Here is a 3189-nt window from a genome sequence, read left to right as displayed (position 1 = left end):
TCGCAAAAGTATACGATGTTACACTTTTAGTAATTCAGTGATTAAAACCCAAAAAGTGTAGGTAAGTACACCTAATACTTACCCAAGTTGCCAGTCAAAAAAAACAAAACCCCGACTCAGTTACCCGAGTCGGGGTTTTCATTTTTCTCTTACAAGAATTTGGGTGTTAGCGATTAAGCTAAAGACCGCAGATGTTTTTGCGCAGGATAAATCGTGTTAGTACAAGGCGCTGTGAGCGTAGCATACGTTGTGTGTATGTGAGCGAGCAGCAACGCCGTAATCACCGATTTAAACCAGCAAAAATTACATCATGCCGCCCATTCCACCCATACCACCCATGCCGCCCATATCTGGCGCATCAGCCTTTGGCAGTTCAGCTACCATGGCTTCGGTGGTGATCATCAGACCTGCGATAGACGCGGCAAATTGCAGTGCGCTACGGGTCACTTTAGTTGGGTCAAGGATACCCATTTCTAACATGTCACCGTAGGTGTCGTTGCCGGCGTTGTAACCGTAGTTACCGCTGCCGTTTTTCACGTTGTTAGCCACAACAGAGGCTTCTTCGCCTGCGTTGGTCGCGATTTGACGCAGTGGCGCTTCCATTGCACGTAGGGCGATAACCACACCGTGTTTTTGGTCTTCGTTTAATACTTCAACGTCAGCAATCTTAGACGCTACGCGTACCAGCGCCACACCGCCGCCAGGTACTACGCCTTCTTCTACCGCAGCACGGGTTGCGTGCAGCGCATCTTCTACGCGCGCTTTTTTCTCTTTCATTTCCACTTCAGTGGCTGCGCCGACTTTGATTACCGCAACACCGCCAGCTAATTTAGCCATACGCTCTTGCAGTTTTTCTTTGTCGTAGTCTGAGGTGGTTTCTTCGATTTGTTGCTTGATTTGGCTGACGCGCGCTTCGATTTGCGCTTGTTCGCCGTTACCGTCGATGATGGTGGTGTTGTCTTTTGTGATCACCACACGCTTAGCTGTACCTAAATCTTCTAGGGTGGCTTTTTCAAGCTCTAGGCCGATTTCTTCTGCGATAACGGTACCGCCAGTTAAAATCGCCACGTCTTGCAGCATCGCCTTACGACGGTCACCAAAGCCTGGGGCTTTAACCGCTGCTACTTTCACGATACCGCGCATGTTGTTCACAACCAGCGTTGCTAAGGCTTCGCCTTCAACGTCTTCAGCAACGATCAGTAATGGCTTACCGGTTTTTGCCAGACCTTCAAGGATTGGTAACAGTTCGCGGATGTTAGAGATTTTCTTGTCTACTAACAGTACGAATGGATGATCTAATTCAACGCTGCCGGTTTCTGGCTTGTTGATGAAGTATGGAGACAGGTAACCACGGTCGAACTGCATACCTTCTACGACGTCCAGTTCGTTTTCCAGTGCTTGACCTTCTTCAACGGTGATCACGCCTTCTTTACCGACTTTTTCCATTGCGGTCGCAATGATTTGGCCGATTGACTCGTCAGAGTTAGCAGAGATAGTACCCACTTGCGCGATGGCTTTAGCGTCGGCACATTCTTGCGACAGATTTTTAAGCTCGGCCACTGCGGCGATAACCGCTTTGTCGATACCGCGCTTTAAGTCCATTGGGTTCATGCCCGCTGCAACGGCTTTTAAGCCTTCGGTCACAATGGCTTGTGCCAAAACGGTTGCAGTGGTGGTACCGTCACCGGCGGCGTCGTTGGCTTTAGAAGCAACTTCTTTCACCATTTGCGCGCCCATGTTTTCGAATTTGTCTTCTAATTCGATTTCTTTAGCAACAGATACACCGTCTTTGGTGATCAGCGGTGAGCCAAAGCTCTTGTCTAATACCACGTTACGGCCTTTAGGGCCTAAGGTCACTTTTACTGCGTTGGCAAGGATGTTTACGCCAGCAAGCATTTTTACGCGAGCGTCATTACCAAATACAACTTCTTTAGCTGCCATGTTGAATTTCCTTTACATTTTTAATGATTAATTGGAATGTCGAATTGATGCGAAGGATTAACCTACTACTGCCATCAGGTCAGCTTCTGACAGGATCAAGACTTCTTGACCGTCAATTTTTTCTTTCTTAACACCGTAACCTTCATTGAAGATCACGACATCACCCACTTTCACATCCAGTGGCTTAACGGTGCCGTTTTCTAAAATGCGGCCGTTGCCCACTGCGAGGATTTCACCGCGGGTTGATTTTTCAGCGGCGCTACCGGTTAATACGATGCCACCCGCAGAAGTTGATTCAACTTCTAAACGCTTAACGATTACGCGGTCATGTAATGGACGAATATTCATCTATGAACTCTCCTAATGATTTAATGCCCAACAATCGAGGCGATTTGTGATGAAAAGAAGGAGGCCAATCCGCCTTCTCCTTTGATGGGGGAGATATGGGGCTAATACTTCACGGATCCAAGTGCCTTTACAAAAAAAAATGCATTTTTTTGCGGGCCGTTTTTCAATGAGGTCCATTCCTGTTAGAATTTCGCTTCCGCTCGCAAACAAGGCACCCTTCACTCCATGAAAGACAGACACGGGCTACTGAGCGCGCCAATTAGTCGTGTACTGCTCAACATGAGCCTCCCGAACTTGATTGGTATTATGACCGTTCTCGGTTTTAGCCTTGCTGATACCTTTTTTATCAGCCAGTTAGGGACAGAAGCCTTAGCGGCGATCAGTTTTACTTTTCCGGTCACCTTAGTCGTCTCCAGCATTGCTATCGGCATTGGTGCCGGGGTATCAACCAATTTAGGCCGGCTGATTGGCTCGGGCAATGCGCCCAAGGCCAAAGTGTTTTTACATGATGCCCTACTGCTTACCTTTGCCTTAACCGTAAGCCTTGCAGCGCTGGGCGGCATTTTTATTGATCCGTTATTTCGCTTACTGGGGGCCAACGCCAGTAGCTTACCGCTGATCCACAACTATATGTGGTATTGGTATCTCGGGGCCCCACTGCTGGTGCTGTTGATGGTCGGCAACCAAGGCCTGCGCTCCACGGGGGATACCCGCTCACCGGCAATGATCATGGTGCTGGCGGCGATCATTAACCTCATCCTCGATCCCTTATTGATTTTTGGCCTTGGCCCCTTTCCGCGCTTAGAGATCCAAGGCGCGGCTATCGCCACGGTTATCTCGTGGTTTGTGGCGCTATCATTGTCAGGCTATTTATTGATTATAAAGCGAAAAATGCTAAAT

At 48.5% G+C, this 3189-nt stretch carries 3 protein-coding genes; 1 reads left to right on the top strand and 2 read right to left on the bottom strand.

What is annotated here, in order from left to right; all coding sequences use genetic code 11:
* Window positions 1-303 precede the first annotated feature (303 nt).
* On the bottom strand, window positions 304-1941 hold the full coding sequence (gene groL, locus ACRCZA_RS04050; protein ID WP_438673196.1) for a chaperonin GroEL: 1638 nt from the start codon (window positions 1939-1941) through the stop codon (window positions 304-306).
* A gap of 57 nt (window positions 1942-1998) precedes the next feature.
* Window positions 1999-2289, bottom strand: a complete 291-nt coding sequence (locus ACRCZA_RS04045; RefSeq protein ID WP_006086113.1) for a co-chaperone GroES — start codon at window positions 2287-2289, stop codon at window positions 1999-2001.
* 225 nt (window positions 2290-2514) lie between these two features.
* Here ACRCZA_RS04045 and ACRCZA_RS04040 point away from each other — a divergent pair.
* Window positions 2515-3189 (top strand): MATE family efflux transporter (locus tag ACRCZA_RS04040; RefSeq protein WP_438673195.1); only part of this gene is annotated, 675 nt, incomplete at its 3' end.

It is taken from the genome of Shewanella sp., from assembly GCF_051658185.1.
In the GTDB taxonomy this organism is placed as follows: domain Bacteria; phylum Pseudomonadota; class Gammaproteobacteria; order Enterobacterales; family Shewanellaceae; genus Shewanella.
Note: the sequence above shows the minus strand (reverse complement) of the source record. Positions and strands in the feature narration are given on the sequence as shown.

Excerpts from the sequence above, each read along its gene's own strand:
- ACRCZA_RS04045 (WP_006086113.1), bottom strand. The coding sequence starts at position 2,289 with ATGAATATTCGTCCATTACATGACCGCGTAATCGTTAAGCGTTTAGAA.
- groL (WP_438673196.1), bottom strand. The coding sequence starts at position 1,941 with ATGGCAGCTAAAGAAGTTGTATTTGGTAATGACGCTCGCGTAAAAATG.